Source organism: Herbaspirillum sp. (genome assembly GCF_035644555.1).
GTDB lineage: Bacteria > Pseudomonadota > Gammaproteobacteria > Burkholderiales > Burkholderiaceae_D > Herbaspirillum.
The window spans coordinates 225,977-246,468 of record NZ_DASQOH010000052.1 but is presented as its reverse complement, the minus strand read 5'-3'; the positions used below and the strand labels follow the sequence as shown (position 1 = coordinate 246,468).

Below are 20,492 nucleotides of genomic sequence, written 5' to 3'. Positions count from 1 at the left end.
GGGCAGCCTGGGTTACAGCGAAGATGAGGCCGGCATGCAGCAGTGGATGAACGAACACGGCAGCGACGCCGACAAGGACGTCTGGGCCGGCCTGTTCGAACTGGCCCAGGATGCCAAGGAGCTCAACCGTGTCAACGGTTTACTGATCGGCAAGAAACTCTCGATCAACCAGAGTGCGCTGACCATCCTGCAAGGTAAGACCGGCACCGGCAACTTCTATGGACCGGATGGACAGAACAGCATCAAATCTTCCGGCCGCCGGCTCGGCGTGGTCTGACCACCCTCCAAGCCGAGCACCACGGGCGCAATCGCCGCAGATTCAAAGACCCCGAGTGCCATGCCTCGGGGTCTTTTTTTGTGCCGTGCAGGTGCCTCAAGCTTTACCTGCTCAGCGCAAGCTGGATCAGACCCAAGGCGGCACACAAGAGCTCGATGGAATTGAAAACGGCTCCCGAAGGAGCCGTTAGAGCATGCCGGAGCGCATCCTCCCGGACGCAAATCACTTCTCAGGCCACCCCACTCCACGAATGCTCCCGCAGATAGGAGCGCATGCGTGAGATCGCCTGGCTGTGCAGCTGGCACACGCGAGACTCGGACACGCCCATGACGGCGCCGATCTCCTTGAGGTTCATTTCCTGCTCGTAGTAGAGGGCCATCAGGATCTGCTCGCGCTCGGGCAGGGCCTTGATGGAATCCACCACGGCTTCGCGGAAGCCGCCATTGATCAGGTTCTGCAGCGGGTCGTCGTCGGACTCGGCGGTCTGGTAGCGGTCCAGGAAATGTTCATGGCCACCATCGTCGTCGTGGAAATCCTCGTAGTAGATCAACTGGTGCCCGCCGCATTCGCTGAGCAGCGACTGGTACTCGGTGAGACTGATCTTAAGGTGCTGCGCCACTTCGGTTTCCTGCGGCTGGCGACCGAGTTGCTGCAACAAGGCCTGCATGGCTTCGTCCACCTTGCGGGCGTTCTGACGGATGCTGCGCGGCAGCCAGTCGCTGCTGCGCAGCTCGTCGAGCATGGCGCCGCGAATGCGTTGGACGGCATAGGTCTCGAATTGCGCGCCATGGGTTTCCTCGTAGCGGTTGACGGCGTCGAGCAGACCCATCATGCCGGCCTGGATCAGGTCGTCCACCTCTACGCTAGGGGGCAATTTGGCCTTGAGCTGATGCGCCAGTTTCTTGACCAGCGGCGCATGCTGCTCCAGCACATCGTTCTTGCCCTTTTTTCCCTTGACGTTATACATGCACGTCACACTCCCAGGCTTGCACCATCGGTCGCCATTCCGTAAGTGCTGCGGGCAGCATCGCCCGCCGTGAATCGCTTGGACAGGCGCTGGAAGGCCAGCGCCGCGCCGGCGAACGGGAAGACATCCATCACCGCCCGCCCCTGACCGGTAGCGCGGCGGATATGGTCGTCGGCAGGGATCGCGCCGAGGAAATTCAACTGCGCTGCCAGATAGCGGCTGGCGGCCTGGGCCATGTTGGCGTAGACGGTGCGCGCCTCGGCCTCGGTGGCGTCATTGACGATCAGGCTGAAGGGACGGCGTCCGATACGGTCGCTCAGGCTCTTCAGGAGCACATAGGCGGCCTTGATCGAGGTGGCCGTGGTCGAGACCTGGATCACGATCTCGCCCATTTCCATGGTCGGCACCGGCAGCGACTGGTCACTGGCCAGCACGCCGTTGACGAGGGTGATTTCGGCCTGCTCGATAAGGTTGTCGAAAATCTCGGCCAGACGTCCGGCCTGCGGATCACTGGCGACCGGCACGCTGCGACGGGCAATACGGGCCATGGCAAAGCCTTCCGGCAGCATGCGGGTGGCCTCGCGCAAGGGACGTTCCATGCGCGCCACTTCCTGCAGCGTGGCCACGTCGTGGCGCAGACCGATGCGGGTCAGCAGGCCGGTGCTGGCCACGTCGCCATCGACGACCAAGACATTGTGCTTGGCCTGCGACAGGGAGGCGGCAATATTGATGAGCATGGCACTCTTCTCTTCTTCACCCAGCACCGAGAAGAAAGTGAACAGCCGGGGAACCGGACGCTCCAGCATCCGCCTCAGTCCTGCGGCCTGGTCGATATCGTAACTAGCCAAAGCTCACCTCGCGCAGACCTTTGTCGTTCATGGACATCGCAGTAGGACCGATCACACCGGGCAGTTCGCCTTCCTGGAATTCAAAAGGGGCGGTCTCGCGTTTCTGCTTGAAAGCACGGTCTGCCAGGTAAAGCTTGTTGGCCACGTGCAGGTCTTCCGGCACGCGCTGGCCGTTGGCGACGTAGTGCAGGTTGAGCTTGTGACGGATCACCACATCGAGCACGTTGCCGATGGTGGCTGCTTCATCGAGCTTGGTGATGATGCAACCGGCCAGACCGGAGCTGGAGTAGGCATGCACCACTTCGTTGAGAGTGCCACCGGTGGCGGTGGCGTTCAGGCACAGCAGGCGCTTGATGTCCACGCCGGCACCGGCCAGCATGGCGTCCTGCTCGGCCACCATCTGGTCGCGCTGGCCCACCCCTGCGGTATCGATGAGCACGGTGTGCTTGCCCTTGAGTTCTTCCAGGGCGATGCGCAGATCGGTTTCATCCTTCACCGAATGCACCATCACACCCAGGATCTTGCCGTAGATGCGCAATTGTTCGTAGCCGCCGATACGGTAGCCGTCGGTGGTGATCAAGGCCAGCTTGCCGGACCCGTGGCGCATGACGCAGCGTGCAGCCAGCTTGGCAGTGGTGGTGGTCTTGCCTACGCCGGTGGGGCCCACCAGAGCGAAGACGCCGCCGTTTTCCAGCAGTTCGTTCTCGTTGGCCAGGGTATTGAGATTGCGGGCCAGCACCGACTTGACCCAGAACATGATGTCCTGCGACTTGGAGTTGGCCGGCAGGTTTTCGGTGATCAGGCGCGACAGGCTGGCAGAGAAGCCGGCGGCCAGCATTTCCTTCAGAACGATACCTTTGAGCGGCTCGCGCTTTTGCGTACCGCCCCAGGAAATCTCGGCCAGCTGGGTTTCCAGCACGCCGCGCATGGAGCGGATCTCGCTCATGACCTCGGACAGGATCTCGTCGTAATCCTTACCGTCGAACTCCGCTAGCGCCGAACGCGGGCGCTGATCCTGCTCGGCCCGCTCGCCCGATTCGGTGGCGGCCGCCTGGGCCGTGCCGCTGCCGGCACGGCGACTGCGCCAGACCCGGGCATCGGCGCTGGGCGCGGCTTCCTGGGGGCGGGACGGCGCCCGGCCCTGGGCCGGCTGGTCCAGCAAGGGCGTCGGCTCGGCGCGGGCGACCCGGGCCGGCTGCTGCGCCAGCGGCGACGACAGCAAGGCCGGCCGCTTGGGCTGCTGCGCCGGCGGCAAGCCCGACTGCTGCTGCATCGAGGCCGCCTGCGGACGGGCACCGCCCTCGCGCGCACCGGTGGGCGCTACCAGGGTGGTCATGTCCTCGTTGGCCATGGCCAGGATCTCCACCCCGTCGGGGATGTTGCGGTTGGAGAGAATGACGGCATCCGGGCCAAGCGCTTCGCGAACCTGGCGCCAGGCCTCGCGGGAAGAGTTGGCGATAAATTTCTTGACGTTCATGCTTGCCCTCCAACTAGGCTGGTAACTTTAATCGTTTTCGACTCGGGTACTTCAGCGTGCGACAACACGCGCAACTGCGGCATGGCGCGACGCAGGAAGCGCGCCATCAAGGTTCGCAGCGGCGCGCCCACCAGCAGCACGGGCGCATAGCCCAGCTGTTCCTGGCGCTGTGCTGCCATTTCGGTCTGCTGCACCAGCGAATCGGCCAGGCCCGGCTCGATGCCGCCGGTGTCGCCGCTGGCCTGCAACGCCTGCATGAGCAGGCGCTCGAGCTTGGAGTCCAGCGCCATGACCGGCAACTCGCTCTCGCCCGGGAAAATCTGTTGCACGATGGCCCGGCCCAGCGCGATACGGACGATGGCCGTGAGATCGGTCGGGTCCTGGATGCGCGCGGCGTGCTCGGCCAGGGTTTCGATGATAGTGCGCATGTCGCGAATGTGCACGCCTTCGGTGAGCAGGTTCTGCAACACTTTCTGCAAGGTACCCAGCGGCAACATCTTGGGCACCAGATCTTCCACCAGCTTGGGCGCCTCTTTGCCCAGGTGGTCCAGCAGACTCTGTACCTCCTGGCGGCCCAGCAGTTCGGCGGCGTGGGTGGTGATCAGGTGGTTCAGGTGAGTAGCCACCACGGTGCCGGCATCGACCACGGTGTAGCCCATGGTGGAGGCCTGTTCGCGCAGGCTGTTGTCGATCCAGACCGCCGGCAGACCGAACGCCGGGTCGGAAGTCATCATGCCCGGCAGCGGGCCGGTGACCATGCCGGGATTGATCGCCAGGTACTGGCCGGCATGCGCTTCGCCATTGCCCACTTCCACCCCTTTGAGGGTAATGCGGTAGGCCGATGGTTTCAATTCCAGGTTGTCGCGGATATGGATGGGCGGCGACAGGAAGCCGACTTCCTGGGCGAACTTCTTGCGGATGCCCTTGATGCGCTTGAGCAGTTCTCCACCCTGCCCCTTGTCCACCAGCGGAATGAGCCGGTAGCCGACTTCCAGGCCCAGGGTATCGACCGGCATGACGTCGTTCCAGGTCGCCTCTTCGCCTTCGGCCGGTGCTGCGGCGGCAGCGGCGGCCGATTGCGGCGCTGCTGCGGCGGCCTCGGCCTTGGCCGTTTGCACGCGCTTGCTGATGGCGTAGGCGCCGCCGCCCATGGCAGCCGCCAGCAGCAGGAAGGCGATATGTGGCATGCCCGGGATCAGCCCCATGCCGCCGATGATGATGGCGGTAATGTAGAGCACTTCGGGCTTGGCGAAGAGCTGATTGATCAGCTGGCCGCCCACGTCCTGATCGTTGGCCACGCGCGAGACCACCACGCCGGCCGCCGTCGAGATGATCAGTGAGGGGATCTGCGCCACCAGGCCATCACCGATGGCCAGCAGCGTGTAGTTCTTCAGTGCGGCATCGAAGGCCAGGTCGTGTTGCACCATCCCCACCACCAGGCCGCCGACGATATTGACCACGGTCACGATGATGCCGGCGATGGCATCACCCCGCACGTATTTGGACGCACCGTCCATGGCGCCATAGAACTCGGATTCCTGCGCCACTTCCTTGCGGCGGGCGCGGGCTTCGGGCTCGCCGATCAGGCCGGCGTTGAGGTCGGCGTCGATTGCCATCTGCTTGCCCGGCATCGCATCGAGGGTGAAGCGTGCGCCCACTTCGGCGATACGGCCGGCACCCTTGGTCACCACCATGAAGTTGATGATGGTCAGGATCACGAACACCACGATACCGACCGTGTAGTTGCCGCCGATGAGGAAGTGACCGAAGGCTTCGATCACCTTGCCGGCCGCATCCGGACCGGTATGCCCCTCGGTCAGCACCACCCGGGTCGAGGCCACGTTCAGGGACAGGCGCAGCATGGTCGATACCAGCAGCACGGCCGGGAAGGCAATGAAGTCCAGTGGCTTGACGGTGTAGAGCGCCGTCATCAGCACGATCACCGACAGCGAGATGTTGAAGCTGAACAGCAGGTCCAGCATGAAGGCCGGCAGTGGCAGCACCATCATCGCCAGCATCATGACGATCAGGATCGGGGCCGCCAACGCCTTGCTGTTCTTGACCGGCACCCAGGCCGGGATTTTCATCGTATTGAGTTTGGTCGCCATCGTTACTGCCTGCTTCTATTCTTGGGGCCGCGCGGCTTTTTGGGGGCGGTGGCCGGGTCGAGGTCCTTGGGCACATCCAGTTCCGTGGGTTCTACCGGGCGGTTGCCGCCGAACTTGCCATAGGTGCGCAACTGGAACACGTAGGCCAGCACCTCGGCCACCGCGGTATAGAGGGCCTCGGGAATCTCGTCGCCGATTTCGGTATGGGTATGCAAGGCACGCGCCAGGGGCGGTGCTTCCAGCAGCGGCACCTTGTGCTCGCGCGCCAGTTCACGGATCTTGGCGGCGATGTCGTCGGCGCCCTTGGCCACCACCTTGGGCGCTCCCATCTTGCCTTCGGTATATTTCAGCGCCACCGCATAGTGGGTCGGGTTGGTCACCACCACGTCGGCGGTCGGTACCTCGGCCATCATCCGGCGCCGTGCCATGGCACGCTGCATTGCTCGGATCTTGCCTTTGACGTGGGGGTCACCTTCGGATTCCTTGTGTTCCTGCTTGACCTCTTCGCGCGTCATGCGCAGCTTGCGGCCGTAGTTCCAGATCTGGTAAGGAACGTCCAGCACGGCAATGAAGATCAGCGCCGAGACGATGGTGATGAAACTCACCCACAGCAGCTGCGCCGAATGGGCGCCGGCGGTCTTGAGCGATTCCACGCCCAGCCCGAGCACGGCATCGATCTGGCTGCGGATGGCCATCCAGGCCACGGTGCCGACCAGCAGTGTCTTGAGCACGGCCTTGCCCAGCTCGACCAGGGAATTGACCGAAAACATGTTGCCGAAACCGCTGATGGGATTGAGCTTGCTGAACTTGGGGGCCAGCGACTCGACGTTGAACAACCAACCGCCCAGCATCAGCGGCGCGGCCATGGCGGCCAGGGTCATCATGAAGGCGATGGGGATCATGGCAATGGCCACATCCAGCAAATGGGCGCTGAGCATGTTGAACAGCACCACCGGATCGAAGGCCGCGGCGCGCTCCATGCTCAGGGTGGCGACCATGATGCGGTCCAGGCTGGTCACGACCGGGCCGCTGAAGGCCCAGACGCAACTCCCGCCGACCAGCAGCATCAGGCAAGTGGCCAGCTCGCGCGAGCGCGGCACATCACCCTGCTCACGAGCACGCTCAATGCGTTTACTCGTGGCGGGTTCTGTCCGCTCCATATCGCTGTCTTCGGCCATCCGCCGTATCCCCCTGCAAAACTGCTTGCCCGCCCCGCGTCGCGTGCGCTGGACGGATTTCTAGAACAATAGGCTAGGATTATTGGCGACCGGGAGGCGCCATCATCACGGGAATAGGGGCGAAAACGTCCCCCATTTCGGACTAGGCAAAAGCCCCAGGCTCTGCCTTGGACAGAACGGCGCGTCTCGAAGGCGGTGTACCGCACGCTCCTTCCGGCATAGGCGATACAGGGCAAATACAAATTTGCATGTTGAACGCTATACGTGGCATTTCCACGACATATTGAACAAGCAACAAGGACGAAGGCCTTGCATATTGCCCATCAGACAATATGCAAGGCCTTCGATTGAGACACACGCAGGATCAGAAGCCCAGGCTCTCCAGCAGATCATCGACCTGCCCCTGGTTGGCGATGACGTCCTTGCCGGCCGGGTCGATCTGGGGGCCATTGAGCAGGCCGGTGTCTTCGCGCTTGGTCTCCGAGGGCGCGTAGTCGACCAGCAGCTGCACCAGTTGCGATTCCAGGTCGTGTGCCAGCTTGGTGACGCGCTTGATGACCTGCCCCGTGAGGTCCTGGAAATCCTGCGCCATCATGATGTCCAGCAGTTGCTGCTTGGTCACGCTGCTGTCTTCGCCAGCCTGCGCCAGGAAGGCCGAGGTGCGCGCACCCAGTTCGCGGTACTGGGCTTCCGAGAAGCTACCAGCGGCTGCCGCTTCCCACTGCGCCTTGAGCTCGCCGGCACCGTCGTGGATGCGCTCCTGCAAGGGGCTGGCCAGCTCGGTGGCATTGAGCACGCGCTGGGCGGCCTGTTCGGTCATGCGGGCCACGTATTCGAGGCGGTCACGGGCGTCGGGCATGTCGCTGGCCGCTTTTTCCAGCAGCCGGTCGAAACCCAGGCCGCGCAAGCTGTCATGCAGGTTGCGCGTCATATGACCGATCCGGACCAATACCTCTTCGCTGACCCCGGCGCCCTCGGCGGACGGAGTGCGGGCGGGTTGGACGCCGCCTTCCACGTCAGCCACCTGCGGCCATCTTTTCGAAGATCTTGGCCAGCTTCTCATCCAGCGTCGCCGCCGTGAAAGGCTTGACCACGTAGCCGTTGGCACCCGCCTGGGCAGCTGCCACGATGTTTTCCTTCTTGGCTTCGGCGGTCACCATCAGCACCGGCAGCTTGGACAGGGCGGGATCCTTGCGGATTTCCTGCAGCATGGTCAGGCCGTCCATATTGGGCATGTTCCAGTCGGAGACCACGAAGTCGAACTGGTCGCTGCGCAGCTTTTGCAGTGCCTGCACGCCATCTTCGGCCTCGTCCACGTTGGTGTAGCCCAATTCCTTGAGCAGGTTGCGCACGATGCGGCGCATGGTCGAGAAATCGTCGACGACTAAGAACTTGGTATTGGGACCCGACATGCTAAGACTCCATCTGAACAATTGAATTCTTGGTTATCGGCCAGTGCATTCGCTAACTTGAACCGACACCTTCTTCTCACCCCAGCCTGGGCTGAACGCCCACGCTGCCTCTCATATGCAACGCATTGTAGTGCAGCAACAGCAAATTTGGCAGAACATTCCGTGTGCGGACCAGTTTCGCACCCGCCTCAGACGCGCAGGGCGCGGCTTCCGTGTTCCGCCAGCCACGCCAGCACCCGTCCCGGCATGGCCTGCAGCGACAGCACTTCATGCGCCGCACCAATGGCAATGGCTTCGCGCGGCATGCCAAAGACCACGCAGGAAGCCTCGTCCTGGGCAAAGTTGTAGGCGCCGGCATTGCGCATCTCCAGCATGCCCTGCGCACCATCCTTGCCCATGCCGGTCAGGATCACGCCCACCGCATTCTTGCCGGCGCAGGTCGCCGCCGACTGGAACAGCACATCCACCGACGGCCGGTGGCGGTTCACCGGCGGGCCCTGGTCGAGCTGGGTCATGTAGTTGGCGCCGCTGCGGACCAGCTTGAGGTGCGAATGGCCGGGCGCGATGTAGGCATGTCCGGGCAGTACCCGCTCATTGCCGGCCGATTCCACTACCGAAATCTTGCACAGGTTGTTGAGGCGCTGTGCGAAGGAACGGGTGAAGCCTTCCGGCATGTGCTGGGTGATCAGGATGCCCGGGCAATCCGAGGGCATGCGGATCAGGAATTCCTTGATGGCCTCCGTGCCGCCGGTGGAGGCGCCGATGATGATCAGCTTTTCACTACTGGTGAGCGGATTGCGGATCTGCGGCAAGGCCTCTCCCGGCGTGGCCGCCTGCTCGGCGCTGCGCGACGGACGGGCACGCACGCGGGCCTTGGCGGCAGCACGGATCTTCTCGGCGATCATGTCGGCATATTCCTGCATGCCGCTCTGGATCGAAATCTTGGGCTTGGTCACGAAGTCGATCGCGCCCAGTTCCAGCGCCCGCAGGGTGATTTCGGACCCCCGCTCGGTCAACGAGGACACCATCACCACCGGCATCGGGCGCAGGCGCATCAGTTTTTCCAGGAAGTCCAGGCCGTCCATGCGCGGCATTTCCACATCCAGCGTCAGCACGTCCGGATTGGTCTGCTTGATCAGCTCGCGGGCGATGATCGGGTCGGGCGCCACGCCCACCACTTCCATATCCGGCTGGCTGCCGATGATCTCGCGCATCACACTGCGGATCAGCGCGGAGTCGTCGACGATAAGAACTTTAATTTTCATCACTCAAATCACTCTAATTTCGGTCATGCACCGTGACTTCGGCCTGCTCGTCAGAACAGGTCCACCTCACCACCCACCGGCTTGGTAACCAGCTTGCTGGCATAGGCTTTTTCGCGGTCCACCAGGGTATTGTTGTGCATTTGTTTCAGCTTTTTCACCAGCACCTTGCCGGTACGAGGGAAGAAGTACACCTTGCGCGGATAGATGTCGTTGAGGTCCTCGGCCACTACGCGGATGTTTTCCGCCTTCAGGTAGCGCCGCACGAATTCGGCGTTGCGCTCGCCCACGTTGATGGCCGAAAAGCCGCGCAGCACGTTGCCGCCGCCGAACACCTTGGCCTCCAGGTTTTCGCGCCGGGCACCGGACTTGAGGACATCGTTGATCAGCACTTCCATGGCGTAGGTACCATAGCGCGCCGATGCCGAGATCGGGCTGCCGTCGTCGCCGCCGCCATCGGGCAGCATGAAGTGGTTCATGCCACCGATGCCGGAGACACGGTCACGGATGCAGGCCGAGACACAGGAACCCAGCACGGTGACGATCATCATGTCCTTGGTGGTGAAGTAATACTCCCCCGGCAGGATCTTGGCGGCATCGCAATCGAAGGTGCGGTCGTAGTACAGATTGGTGGCAATCTGTTCGGAAGCCTGGCTCATGGCTTGGTCCTTGCGCCACGCTGCGTTGCGTTGAGTTCATAGACCGTCTTGCCCTTGAGCTTGAGCGCATCGGAGACATACAGAAAGTTCTCCGAATGGCCAGCGAACAACAAGGCATGAGGCTTCATCAATGGCACGAATCGGGACAGGATCTTGCTCTGGGTAGGTTTATCGAAATAGATCATCACGTTGCGGCAGAAGATCACATCGAACTGACCGTTGATGGGCCAGCCATCGGCCAGCAGGTTCAGTTGCTTGAAAGTGATCAGCTTGCGCAGTTCCGGGCGCACGCGCACGTAACCTTCATGGCTGCCTTTGCCGCGCAGGAAGAACTTCTTGACCCGCTCGGGCGACATCTTCTCGATGCGCTCCATGGGATAGACGCCGTTGGCCCCGGTGGCCAGCACATTGGTATCGATGTCGGTGGCCACGATCTGTACCGGCGGCGTCATCGAGCCATAGGCCTCGCAGGCGGTCATGGCGATGGTATAGGGTTCTTCCCCGGTGGAAGCGGCCGAACACCAGATGGTGGCCGGTTCCTTCAGGGTCTTGAGGAAATCGGCCAGGATGGGGAAGTGATGGGCTTCGCGGAAGAACGAGGTCAGGTTGGTGGTCAGAGCGTTGGTGAAGGCTTCCCACTCGTCGGCATCGTGGGTGCGTTCCAGCATGTCGAGATACTGCTGGAAGGAAGTGATGCCGGTGGCCCGCAGGCGCCGCGCCAGGCGACTGTAGACCATTTCCTGCTTGCTGTCGGCCAGAGCGATGCCGGCCCGCTGGTAGATCAGGCCACGCACGCGCTCGAAATCACGGCTATTGAAATCGAACTCCTTGCCGGATGATTCGCCCTTGCTTGGCACCGTAGGCTTCACTGTCTTCCCTTCCCTGGCGCAGCCTGCTCGGAGGCTGGCCACTTGCTATCTATCGCCCGTCCCGTGCGGGCGAGCGTCCCCTCGTCGAATAATCTATCAGGCGCCGGACGGGGTCAAGCAAATCAGCCCCGGAAATGAAACGGTTTTACCCCCCTATTGCGGCAAGTCAATCCGGGCCGGGCATGCATCCCCCTCTCAAACCTTGGAAATCCTCACCGGCCTTGCCCCGCGCGGCGCCGCCGGCAATCGTCCGGGACCGCATGCGGAAGTCGATGCGGGCAGCTCAACCGCAGGTGCTGTCGTGATGGGCGCTGTCCCGGGTGCGGCCGCATGGCTGGAACGGTAACCCACGCGGAACCCGCCCCAGTGCTTGCCGTTGACGTAGATCGGCACCGACAGGTCATGCATCACCTCGCCGGTATCGCGCTTGTAGGTCTGCAGCAGGAAGGGCTTGGTATTGGCGCCACAGCGCTTGCCGGTGCGGTCGCTGAAGATGCGCTTGGTGCGGTTGTTGACCAGATCGACGTCATAGTTGCCGGTCAGGGGTTGCGAAAACTTCTTGTTATGCGTGGGAAAGTAACCGTTATTGTCCACCGCGCCCGCATAGGCCAGTTGCGGCATGCGTTCCAGCAGCGCCTCCTGCAGCGGCGGCAGGACGCGGTCGGTGAACCCGTCGAACTGACTGGAATGCTTTTGCGGCGAGGTATTGGCGATGGGCTTGTAGCTGCGGTCGAACAGAGCCGCCTCGGCAATCTGCCCCGACCGGATGGCGTCCTCGAACAGACGCCCCACCGCATGGGCCGCCTCGGTGGCGGCTTCGCGAATCTCATCGTGCCCGCTGCGCGCACCGCCATCGATGATGGCCTCGAATACCGCCTCGGCGCGCTCCGACAGTTGCATCGCCGACGCTGCCACGCGTGGCAGCTCGCCATCGGTCTGCAGCATGCCATTGCGGATGTCGGTGATGGCCTCGGCGATTTCCTGGGTGGTCTGGACATGCTCGCGCGAGGCGACCGCGATTTCCTCGATCTGCTCCTGCGACTGGCTGGAGGAGCGCTCGATGCTGTTGAGCAGCGCATGCACCTTTTCCACGTTTTGCGCCGCCTCCAGCACGCGCGTGCTCAGGGAATTCATGCCGGAGGCCGCCCGCTCGGCCTCTTCGGTGATCGCCCGCACCATGACGCCGATATCGTCGGTGGCCTCCTTGGTACGCTGCGCCAGCTGGCGCACCTCCCCTGCCACCACCGCAAACCCGCGTCCCTGCTCGCCGGCCCGCGCCGCCTCGATGGCAGCATTGAGCGCCAGCAGATTGGTGCGCGCGGCAATTTCACTGATGACCTCGGTGATGCCATGGATGCGGCGCGACTTTTCCTGCAGCTGCGCCATCATCGACGATGCCGACAGGGCGTCGGTACGTGCCTGCCCGATCTGCTGCAGGCCGCGATCGACCTCGGCCCGGCCGCTGACGCTCTCGGTGCGCACTTCGGCGGCGATGGCCGAGGCGCGCTCGGCATTGGCGGCGATCTGCTCGGTGGTGGCCGCATTCTGCTCGGCGCTGGCGGCGATACGATCAGCCGCGCCGACGTCCTTGCTGATCTTGCTCTTGATGGTATCGACGAAGAAGGAAGTTTCAGCTGCGCCGATCATGATGTGGTCAATTTCACCACTGATGCGGTCGACCAGCGCATCGCCGCGCGGCTGGCCGCGCCCCCGCACCAGTGCAAACCCGAGCATCCCCAACAGCACCGCCACGACACTGAGCATGGGTGCCGCAAGCCACCGCTCGGCTCCTACGGCCTCCAGTCCCGCCGCTGTACCACCGCCGAGCACCAGTCCAGCCAACCAGGGCGAGGCCCCCTGCCACGCTTGTGATGCCGCACTGGCCGCGGCGGCATTTCTGTTCTTCGCCATTGTTGTCTCCTTGCGGGTCACCCGCTTCTTTTATGCTGCCCGGGGCAGATATGGCTGCGGACGAAACAGGCCGCATTATCCCGAGGCTATAGCGCACAGCTTACGTATAACTGAATAAAACTGCACTTGGGCAAGTATTTTTCCACACGATGAGAACGATAGTCTGACGTACGCCGCCTGCAAAATCCCTGCCGCGATCGACACCATCAGCTTATAATGCGGCTTTTATAGGATAGGGGGGTATGGTATATGGCACATTTGACGCGCGACAAGGATGCCCTGCTCAACCGGGTCCGGCGCATCGGCGGCCAGGTCCAGGCACTGGAACGTGCGCTGGAAGGCAACGCCGAATGCGGCCGCACCTTGCACCTGGCCGCTGCCATCCGCGGCGCCGTGCACGGGTTGATGGATGAATTGATCGAAGCCCACGCCCGAGAACATGTGGCCCGCCCCGGACTGAGCGACCAGGAGCGCAGCCAGGGGCTGGAGGAAGTCCTGGAGGCGATCCGTCGCTACGCCAAATGAGTCCGCAGAACAAGCAAGGAACCGACATGCACAGCCCCCTTCCCCGGCGCCACGAACACGTCTATCTGGGCGCCAACCACGACCGCAACACCCGACGCACGCTCTGGGTAGTGGCGCTGACGGCCGTGATGATGCTGGCCGAAATCGCCGCCGGCTATCTGACCGGCTCGATGGCCTTGCTGGCCGATGGTTTTCACATGGCCACCCACACCGGCGCGCTGGCCATCGCCGCCGGTGCCTATGTCTTCGCCCGTCGCCACGCCCATGACGAGCGCTTCAGCTTCGGCACCGGCAAGGTCGGCGACCTGGCCGGATTCGCCTCGGCGCTGGTACTGGCGGTGATTGCCATCGGCATCGGCGGCGAATCCCTGTGGCGTCTGGCCAGTCCGAGCACGGTCGATTTCGGCGAGGCCATCCCGATTGCGGTAGTCGGCCTGATTGTCAACATCGCCAGCGCCCTGTTGCTGATGGACGGACATGGACATCACGACCATCATGGACATCACCCCCACGATCACCACCATGACCACCCGCACGGGCCTGGGCATCCTCACCATGACCATCCCGCACACCAACGGCACCAGGAGGCGCACGACAACAACCTGCGTTCGGCCTACCTGCATGTGGTCGCCGATGCCCTGACCTCGGTACTGGCCATCGCCGCCCTGCTGGCCGGCCTCTACCTGGGCTGGACCTGGCTCGATCCGCTGATGGGTGTGGTAGGTGCGGCAGTGATCGCGCGTTGGTCGTACGGTTTGATGCGCTCCAGCGCCGCAGTGCTGCTGGATGTGACCGACGCCCAGGTGGCCGCCCGCATCGAACAGGCGCTGGCGGACGAGCATGTGCGGATCGATGATTTGCACGTGTGGCGCATCGGCCCGGCCGCGCGTGCCGCCATCGTCAGCGTATCGACCGAGATGGCGACTTCGGAGACGCAGCTGCGACGAAAACTGGCTGCGGTCGACGAACTCCGGCATCTGACGCTGGAGCTGCACCAGCATCCTCACTGACCCCAAATAAGACAGCGGCCGCAGCCGCTGTCTTTGCATCATGGTTGCCCTGCGTAGCGGGCCTCACCGCCAGCCGCGATGCCACCCGTAGTGCGGGTGATGCCAGCCCCAGCCATAGTAGGAGTGGTATTCCCAGACCCAGCCCGGTCCGGGCGAGGCATAGGTCGGCTGTACGTAGACCACGCCCGGCGGCGCAACGTAGGTCGGCTGAGCCACGTAGGCCGGCCGCACGGTGGGCGGCGTGACCACGCAGCCGCTCAGGGCAAGGGCTGCGGCCGCGGCCGGAATCAATACGAGGGATTTCATGTTGGCGCTCCTGATCTTGTTTGGCGGGATAGACCGGCGCGAGGCGGCCGGAGCCACGTCATCGCGTGGGTATCCGCATAACGGCGCAGGAGAGGCGCGGGCGGACGTGAAATTGTATGGATGTGTAACCCGCACAAAAACGCATCCCGCCTCGGCCACCAACCATCCCGGCCGGCGAGGCTAGGGCCTGTTCGCATTTAATCTACGAGTGCGAGAGGTTGCCAAGCGTTGACTGCCTAGGCACAGCGACGCGCCGTAGTGGTGCTACGGCAAGGAGCTGCAACAACGGCAGGCGACGCTTGGCGGCCTCTCCCGGAGGGTTGGCCCTAGTCGAGGTGCCTGGCGGCAAATCGGCGGGATCGGGCGCGCATCGGCGTTTCGACGAAACGATAGACGAGGGCCGACATCCCCAGGACGATCGCCACCAGGACCAGCCACGCAAGAATCACTTCCGCAGTCGATAGCTGGGGAGTACTTCTGCCGCCGATGACGACCTCGGGCTTTTTCAGAATCACCCGCATGACCTGGCTGAGTATCCAGATCACCGCCACATGCGACATATAGACCGCATAGGAAACCGAGCCCAGCCAGGTCAACGCCTTGAGATTGAGCACCTGGTTCAGGTAGCCGTCCTTGACCATTACGATGCTGGCGATCAGTCCTGCACTCAGGACATAAATCATCAGGTCATAGTGTTCGGAAGTCTTGAGCTGTAGAAAGACCACGATCATGACGAAAAATACCAGCGACAGGTAGCGTGGCAATGTCACCTTGACCTGATCGACAGAGAACGCGGTGAGGCATCCAACGAAGAAGCCCGCCAGGCACTTCAGCAAATCCCCGAAGCCGAAAGTCGCCTCCAGCGACAGGAGGAGCAAGGCCGTCAGCGCCAGCAGGGAAAACAACAGATTCCTGAAGCGGTGGGCCAGCAGCACGACGGCGCCAAAGACCAGGTAGGTATAGAACTCGACGCTGATCGACCAGGCCGGCGTATTGAAGGTCATGGCGTGGTTGGTCGGCCCGATGGCGTGGACCAGAAAGATCTGCTGCAGCAATGCAGACAGGCTGTTTTCCCGGAAGGGCTGCGAATTGGGACTGGCAATACCGAGCCGGGCTTGCCCGATGTATTTGGCCACCTCGAAGAGCAGGTAGACCATAAGAAAGAGCAGGTGCACGGGATACAGCCGGCCGAAGCGCAGAAACTGGAACCGCATCAAGTCCCTGGGTTGGTCGATCCTGTCGGCGTAAGCCCGGTAGATGACAAAACCCGAGAGCACGAAAAACAAATGCACCATCAGATAGCCGCTTCTGATGATGCCCAGGTCGAACAAGGGGTTCCAATTGGGAACATGGTAAAAGACCACCAGTAATGCAGCCAATCCCCTGATGCTTTCGAGTTCCTCGACCCTGCCCTGATCGCGCGCGCACACCTGGCCTTGCTGGTTCATGACCCCACCCCCCGTTAGATACCGCTGACAATGTGCGAGCAGCTTGACGCTTACATCGGCCGGACCCCTCCATCCGATGTCTGCCCGCTCCCCAAAATCAACTCACTCCGATATCAGCCCCGCAGGTGTTCAGCCATCCTCAACGCGAACACCACGATGCTCAGCGTAGGATTGGCATGCCCGTTGGTCGGGAACACCGAAGAACTGAGCACCAGCAGGTTTTCCACACCATGCAGCCGGCAGTTGGGATCGACCACGCTGTCGCGCGCAGACAGGCCCATGCGTGTGCTGCCGATGTGATGCCCACCGACCGGCAAGGCGCGCGAGACCTGCTCGCGCAGTTCGCCGAGATCGAAATCGAGGCGGCAGTTGCGGGTCGTCGCCAGCAACGACTGCATGGTGAGGAAAGACTGAATGCCCGATTCGATATCCTGCGCTGTCAGGCGCCACTTCACGTCCACCCTGCGCATGCCGTAGCGGTCGGTGGCATCGAGCAAGGTGATGCGGTTGCCGGCGTCGCACACCTGCTCGCTGTTGAACTCCAGCGGATAGGTGCCATTGCGGTTGGGAATGAGCGTATAGGGCAGCTTGCGCTTGGCCAGCTTGCGCTTGACCACCAGGTCATAGGCGAAACCGAATACCGATCCCGCATCCACCATGACATTGCGCAGGTGCGCCAGGCGGCGCGGATCGGGGGCTGCGGCCTGGCTGCCGTGATTGAGGATGTCCTGATGCTCGCTGGGCAAGACCGACTTGGCGAGATAGATCGCCGAAAGCACGCCGCTACCGTGGGCCGGATCGGCATAGGAGGGAAAATGCAGGCGCAGCGTGGAATTGAGCAGACCCAGGCGGTTCTGCAATTGCGGAGTGAACTGCAGCTTGCGCCGCGCATAGACGCCATCCTGCGTCTTCTGGAAACGGAAGAGCGGACGCTCGCCCTTCAAGCGCATCTGGCCAAAGATCAAATCGAAATGGCAGGCGTAGTAGCGCCCCAGGCTGGCATCGAAGCGCTGCCAGGCCGGCGCCTCGTCGCGCGCGCAAAGCAGGAGCCGGGTCGCCTCGATGGCGCCACCGGCCAGGACGACCTGACCGGCACGCACCTGGGTTTCGCGCTGGCCGTCATGCAGCACCACGGATGTGATGCGCGCGCCGTCCTCGCTGACCACCAGGCGCGTGCAGCGCGCCCGCAAGACCACCTTCACCTGTTCGGAGACCTTCAGTTCGTCGGCGAACTTCGCGGCAAAATCGGTAGGCAGGCTATAGCGCTCGATGTACTCGGTCAGGTCCTCGCCCAGCGCCGGCAGCTCCGAAAACATCGGCCCGTTGCCACCGGCCAGACTGGCCGGCGAAAAATCGGCAGCCCCGGCATCGCAATACTGCATCGCCTCGGGCAGGAAGCGGGCGTATTCCTCGTAGCTGATCGGCCAGCCACTCAGCGGCACATGCGAGCGCGCGGCAAAATCGGCCGGATCGAGCGGGACGCAGCGCCCGCCCCACAGATGGGTCGTGCCGCCGAAGCGCTGGCGGCGATACTCGGTGGTGGCAGGATGTGGGGCGTCCGCCCTGCCCTGGTAGGCATCATCGTCGACCTGCTGTTCGCGCCAGTCGCCACCGTCGACCAGCAGCACGCGCTGCCCCTTGCGCGCCAGCGCGATGGCCAGACTGATGCCGCCCGGACCGCTGCCGACGATACAGACCGGATAATCCTGCAGGCTGGCGCCTTCACAATCGGAGAGATAGTGGATCAAGCTGGTTCTCCCTGTTCAAGCGTCCTGACGGCCGTGTGCCAGGAACAGGCGCTCCAGCTTGCCGACTTCCGTCCCCAGGTGATGTTTTTGCCGCACTGCCTGGGCGCCGTGGCGCCCCATTTCCTGCAGACGCTCCACCGAGGCCGAGGTGACCTGATCGATCGCGCTGACCAGCTCGTCGACCGAACCGGGGGCGACCACCCAGCCGTTGACACCGTCTTCCACCAGCTCGGGAATGCCGGCGATGCGGGTGCTGATGACCGGGCGCGACAAGGCCAGCGCCTCCATCACCACCACCGGCAAGCCCTCGGCAAAACTGGGCAGCACCAGTGCCCGGCTGCGCTCGATTTCTTGGCGGACTTCCGCGCTGCTCTTCCAACCCAGGATACGGATCACCTTGGCCAGCGGGCCAGCGGCGATGGCCTTCTCGATGAAGGGACGCAGCGGCCCGTCGCCCACCAACACCAGTTCGCAGGGCTTGCCCTGGGCGACATGTCGGGTCACCGCCTCGATCAGCAGGGGCACCCCTTTCTCCGCGCACAGGCGACCGACGAAGACCAGTCGCGGCACTTCCGGAATCGGCAGGGCGGGAGCATCCTCGAAGGCCGGGCCGACGCCACAGCGCACTACGTTCAGGCGAGGCCAGGCAGCCACTTCGGAAAACAGCATGCACTGGCTCTTGCAGAAATGCGTGATGGCCGCGGTAAAGGCCGAGCGCTGCACCTTTTCGCCGAGCGCCCAGGAGACCGGATGGAAGAAGATCCCCGGTCCGTGCACGGTCATGCTGTAGGGAATCCCGCAGAGCATGGATGCATACATGGCCACGGTCGCCGAATTTTCCGCGATATGGTTATGCAGGATCTGCACGCGCTGCTGGCTCAGGCGACGCGCCAGATAGCATGCCTCAAACAGGTACAGCACATGCAGCAACGCCGGCCGCACGCCGGCCGCACGCGTGCGGCGCGCCAGCCTGAGCACCTCCAGCACACGCCCCGGCGAGCGCAATACGGTCGCCAGCGTGGCCGCCAGCAGGCGCGGCAGGCCGTTTTCAAGGATGTAATCGGTATTGGCCTGCTCGCTCTTCACATCCGCGCTGACCGCCGCATCCCCCGCCTCGCGCCGGATGGAAAAGGTCAGCACCTCATGGCCGCGGCGGCGCAGTTCCAGGACCTCGTTGCGGATGAAGGTATCGCTGGCGCGCGCATAGACGCTGGTCAGGTAGGCTATTTTCATATTGGTTAGGCAGACACGGTGGAGGGTTGCGCCGAGCGGCGCGAAAAAATTCTGCAAGCATTGATCGTCAGGGGCTGCGCGCAGTTCCTATCCCTTCACTCAACGCCCACTGCGCCGACTCGGCAAGGCCTTGCGCATAGCTGCGCGGCACGAACTGCAACTGGCTATGCGCACGCTCGACATCGATACGCAGCGCCTGCCGCCACAGGCGCAGGAACGACGGCGACAGCGCCACCGGCAGACCCTGCGACGGACGGCCGGTCTTGCGCGCCACGCGTTGCAGGATGCGGATCAAGGGTGTGCCCAGACGGGCATCGAGCTGCAGGCGCGTCGTCGAGAGGGTCCTCACCGGCCCGACGCCAATGGCCTGCGCCAGATCGCGGAAGTAAGGGTTCCAGCGGGGACTGTCCTGCCCCGCCAGATTGAAGATGGCCGGCCCGCTGCCCACGGGCTCATGGCGCAGCGCCAGCAGCACCGCGGCGCAAACATCATCGACATGGACGAGATTGGACCAGCCCTCGCCCCAGGCGCCGATCTCCCCCAGACGCCCCGCGACCAGCAGGCGGGCGATCTGCCCCACCCACATGTCGCTGCCAGGACCGTGGACGCAACCTGGACGCAGCATGACCAGACGCTCACCGGCAGCCTCGTAGGCCGTCATATGCCGCTCCGCCTCGCACTTGGCTTGCGCGTACCAACTGGCCCCCGGGTCGAGCGGACTGTCTTCGCGCAGGCAGCCTTCCTGGCGGCCATACACCGCCATGGAACTCATATGCACGATGCGCGGGCGCGAGGTCTGCAAGGCGGCCTCCACCAGCAGGCGGGCGCCCTGGGAGATCGCATCGCCGTCACCGGCCACGCTGTTGACCACTGCATCGATATCGCCCAGCGCGCGCCGCAGGCTCTCGGCATCCAGCGTATCGACCTGACGGAATTCCAGCGTCCCCGCAAGACTGGCCGGTCGCCGCCGGCCCGCGAGCACCGGCGTGGCCCAGCCGCTGTCACACAACTGCGCGACCAGACGCTGGCCGATAAACCCGGTTGCGCCGAGTACAAGAACTCTCACATAGGCTCCTGTTACAGATCTTAAAAAAGTACGTATCTGCCACCGGGCAAAGTACGGCCACGTAGGGATTCGACAACGATCTTACGGCAAGCGCATCAAGGTTTTTTTGCGCTGCATCATGCAATAATGCCAATATTACACGGCCGACAATGGGTGAGCAATACGAGTCAGAGGAAAGCACCGGGAAC

Annotated in this window: 19 protein-coding genes; 3 read left to right on the top strand and 16 right to left on the bottom strand. The window is 63.3% G+C overall.

Annotated elements, in window-relative coordinates; all coding sequences use genetic code 11:
- Positions 1-277, top strand: a 277-nt coding sequence (locus VE092_RS14975; protein WP_324878019.1) for a flagellar protein FlgN, incomplete at its 5' end; no start/stop codon positions are given.
- A 229-nt stretch (positions 278-506) separates the two neighbouring features.
- On the opposite strand, the gene VE092_RS14970 is transcribed toward VE092_RS14975, so the two are convergent.
- The 11 genes from VE092_RS14970 to VE092_RS14920 form a co-directional block, all read right to left on the bottom strand.
- Positions 507-1,244: an RNA polymerase sigma factor FliA gene (locus tag VE092_RS14970; protein ID WP_006462687.1), complete on the bottom strand. Its 738-nt coding sequence runs from the start codon at positions 1,242-1,244 to the stop codon at positions 507-509.
- 5 nt (positions 1,245-1,249) lie between these two features.
- The gene (locus VE092_RS14965; protein WP_324878016.1) at positions 1,250-2,050 is read right to left on the bottom strand and encodes an antiactivator of flagellar biosynthesis FleN protein; all 801 of its coding nucleotides are present in this window, start codon (positions 2,048-2,050) and stop codon (positions 1,250-1,252) included.
- Positions 2,051-2,084: 34 nt separating this feature from the next.
- Positions 2,085-3,569 carry a flagellar biosynthesis protein FlhF gene (gene flhF, locus VE092_RS14960; protein WP_324878014.1) on the bottom strand — a complete coding sequence of 495 codons (1,485 nt, stop codon included), beginning with the start codon at positions 3,567-3,569 and terminating at the stop codon, positions 2,085-2,087.
- On the bottom strand, positions 3,566-5,677 hold the full coding sequence (gene flhA / locus VE092_RS14955) for a flagellar biosynthesis protein FlhA (RefSeq protein ID WP_324878012.1): 2,112 nt from the start codon (positions 5,675-5,677) through the stop codon (positions 3,566-3,568). Before flhA ends, flhF begins: the two co-directional genes overlap by 4 nt.
- Positions 5,678-5,679: 2 nt before the next feature.
- A complete protein-coding gene (gene flhB, locus VE092_RS14950) occupies positions 5,680-6,855 on the bottom strand; it encodes a flagellar biosynthesis protein FlhB (protein WP_324878010.1) in 1,176 nt (391 codons plus the stop codon).
- A gap of 364 nt (positions 6,856-7,219) precedes the next feature.
- Positions 7,220-7,870 (bottom strand): protein phosphatase CheZ, encoded by a 651-nt coding sequence (cheZ, locus tag VE092_RS14945; RefSeq protein ID WP_414653501.1) that lies wholly within the window; start codon positions 7,868-7,870, stop codon positions 7,220-7,222.
- A 1-nt stretch (position 7,871) separates the two neighbouring features.
- The gene (cheY, locus tag VE092_RS14940; RefSeq protein WP_180668759.1) at positions 7,872-8,267 is read right to left on the bottom strand and encodes a chemotaxis response regulator CheY; all 396 of its coding nucleotides are present in this window, start codon (positions 8,265-8,267) and stop codon (positions 7,872-7,874) included.
- Between the two features lie 188 nt (positions 8,268-8,455).
- Positions 8,456-9,532: a chemotaxis response regulator protein-glutamate methylesterase gene (locus tag VE092_RS14935; protein ID WP_324878005.1), complete on the bottom strand. Its 1,077-nt coding sequence runs from the start codon at positions 9,530-9,532 to the stop codon at positions 8,456-8,458.
- 50 nt (positions 9,533-9,582) lie between these two features.
- Complete coding sequence (gene cheD, locus VE092_RS14930; RefSeq protein WP_017450917.1) at positions 9,583-10,188, bottom strand: chemoreceptor glutamine deamidase CheD; 606 nt, start codon at positions 10,186-10,188, stop codon at positions 9,583-9,585.
- Positions 10,185-11,057, bottom strand: coding sequence for a CheR family methyltransferase (locus VE092_RS14925; protein WP_324878002.1), 873 nt, complete (start codon positions 11,055-11,057; stop codon positions 10,185-10,187). Before VE092_RS14925 ends, cheD begins: the two co-directional genes overlap by 4 nt.
- Positions 11,058-11,252: 195 nt before the next feature.
- Positions 11,253-12,968, bottom strand: a complete 1,716-nt coding sequence (locus VE092_RS14920) for a methyl-accepting chemotaxis protein (RefSeq protein ID WP_324878000.1) — start codon at positions 12,966-12,968, stop codon at positions 11,253-11,255.
- Between the two features lie 249 nt (positions 12,969-13,217).
- On the opposite strand from VE092_RS14920, the gene VE092_RS14915 reads away from it, so the two are divergent.
- Positions 13,218-13,493 (top strand): metal/formaldehyde-sensitive transcriptional repressor, encoded by a 276-nt coding sequence (locus VE092_RS14915; RefSeq protein ID WP_324877998.1) that lies wholly within the window; start codon positions 13,218-13,220, stop codon positions 13,491-13,493.
- 26 nt (positions 13,494-13,519) lie between these two features.
- Complete coding sequence (gene dmeF / locus VE092_RS14910; protein ID WP_324877996.1) at positions 13,520-14,503, top strand: CDF family Co(II)/Ni(II) efflux transporter DmeF; 984 nt, start codon at positions 13,520-13,522, stop codon at positions 14,501-14,503.
- Between the two features lie 63 nt (positions 14,504-14,566).
- On the opposite strand, the gene VE092_RS14905 is transcribed toward dmeF, so the two are convergent.
- The 5 genes from VE092_RS14905 to VE092_RS14885 all read right to left on the bottom strand — a co-directional run bounded on the left by VE092_RS14905 (position 14,567) and on the right by VE092_RS14885 (position 20,304).
- Positions 14,567-14,809: a hypothetical protein gene (locus VE092_RS14905; protein ID WP_324877994.1), complete on the bottom strand. Its 243-nt coding sequence runs from the start codon at positions 14,807-14,809 to the stop codon at positions 14,567-14,569.
- Positions 14,810-15,135: 326 nt separating this feature from the next.
- Complete coding sequence (locus VE092_RS14900; RefSeq protein ID WP_324877992.1) at positions 15,136-16,257, bottom strand: acyltransferase; 1,122 nt, start codon at positions 16,255-16,257, stop codon at positions 15,136-15,138.
- A 113-nt stretch (positions 16,258-16,370) separates the two neighbouring features.
- Positions 16,371-18,005, bottom strand: a complete 1,635-nt coding sequence (locus tag VE092_RS14895) for a GMC oxidoreductase (protein ID WP_324877990.1) — start codon at positions 18,003-18,005, stop codon at positions 16,371-16,373.
- 15 nt (positions 18,006-18,020) lie between these two features.
- The gene (locus VE092_RS14890) at positions 18,021-19,238 is read right to left on the bottom strand and encodes a glycosyltransferase (protein ID WP_324877988.1); all 1,218 of its coding nucleotides are present in this window, start codon (positions 19,236-19,238) and stop codon (positions 18,021-18,023) included.
- 67 nt (positions 19,239-19,305) lie between these two features.
- Positions 19,306-20,304, bottom strand: coding sequence for an NAD-dependent epimerase/dehydratase family protein (locus VE092_RS14885; protein ID WP_324877986.1), 999 nt, complete (start codon positions 20,302-20,304; stop codon positions 19,306-19,308).
- Positions 20,305-20,492: the final 188 nt, after the last annotated feature.